Here is a 672-nt window from a genome sequence, read left to right as displayed (position 1 = left end):
AGTGGGCAGCGCGCCGGACTGACCAGCGCCGAGAAGGACCGGATCAGAGAACTGGAGCGGGAGGTCCGTGAACTTCGAGCCGCCAATGAGATACTGAAGAAGGCGAGTGCATATTTCGCGGCGGCGGAGCTCGACCGCCCGTTCAGGCGATGATCGCGTTCCTTGACGAACAGCGGGGCATGTTTGGTGTCGGGCCGATCTGCAGGGTTCTGGGGATCGCACCATCGCGCTTCTATGCCATCAAGGCGATCGAGCGCGATCCCTCTCTGGCATCGGATCGAGCCAGGCAGGATCGCCTGGATATGGCCGCCATCAAGAAGGTCTTCGATGCCAGTCGAGACCGCTATGGCGCCCGCAAGGTCTGGCATCAGTTGCGCCGTGAAGGGCGCGACATTGCTCGTTGCACGGTGGAGCGGCTGATGAAGGTCATGGGATTACAGGGCGTTGTCCGTGGCAAGAAGGCCATCACCACCAACCCGGATGCGGCGCAGCCCTGCCCGGATGACAAGGTGAACCGGGCCTTCGTCGCGGAGATGCCGAACCAGCTCTGGGTTTCGGATTTCACTTATGTCTCGAGCTGGCAGGGCATGGTTTACGTTGCTTTCGTGATCGATGTCTTCGCCCGGAAGATCGTCGGCTGGCGTGTCTCGACCTCGATGACCACCGGCTTCG

At 61.6% G+C, this 672-nt stretch carries 1 pseudogene and 1 other annotated feature; the pseudogene reads left to right on the top strand.

What is annotated here, in order from left to right:
• Positions 1 to 672 (top strand): annotated as a pseudogene (locus GL286_RS22110) (IS3 family transposase); the annotation flags it as partial.
• Positions 108 to 224, top strand: a sequence feature (AL1L pseudoknot). (Overlaps the previous pseudogene by 117 nt.)

The sequence above is a fragment of the Paracoccus aestuariivivens genome, from assembly GCF_009711225.1.
Lineage (GTDB): Bacteria > Pseudomonadota > Alphaproteobacteria > Rhodobacterales > Rhodobacteraceae > Paracoccus > Paracoccus aestuariivivens.
This window is presented reverse-complemented; position numbering and strand designations above follow the sequence as displayed.